The organism is Oleiphilus sp. HI0125 (genome assembly GCF_001635355.1).
This window is the reverse complement of record NZ_LWGF01000742.1, coordinates 1-499: the sequence shown is the minus strand read 5'-3', so window position 1 is coordinate 499 and position 499 is coordinate 1. Positions and strand designations below refer to the sequence as shown.

Here is a 499-nt window from a genome sequence, read left to right as displayed (position 1 = left end):
TTGGGGTTGCGCCTACGGCATCCGCTGCTCCTGGAGTGTTAAGAATCAGTGAATTGATTCTTAACACTCCAGGAGCAGCGGATGCCGTAGGCGCAACCCCAATGGACCGTCCAGAATGGTGTGCAGTCGATCCAATCACAGGTAGTGTTTATCTCACTCTCACTAACAATACGCGCCGTGATGCGACAACAGGGACAAACCCAGCTAATCCGCGTATAGACAATAAGTATGGCCATATTCTTCGTTGGGATGAGAGTACAGAACCAACTGCATTTGAATGGGATATCTTTGTATTTGGTGCACCATCTTCGGGCGTTGATGCAGCGAGCTACAATAATTCTGGTCTGACTGAGATGAATCAGTTCGCAAGCCCTGACGGCCTGTTGTTTGATAACCGCGGCATTATGTGGATTCAAACCGATAATGGTGCAGACGAAGTTGAAAACTATACCAACGACCAAATGCTCGCTGTTATTCCATCTAAGTTACGTGTTGATGG

1 protein-coding gene is annotated in these 499 nt (G+C 47.7%); it reads left to right on the top strand.

The features are described from left to right. On the top strand, positions 1-499 hold a 499-nt coding region (locus A3762_RS11140), incomplete at both ends, for a PhoX family phosphatase (RefSeq protein WP_156493404.1).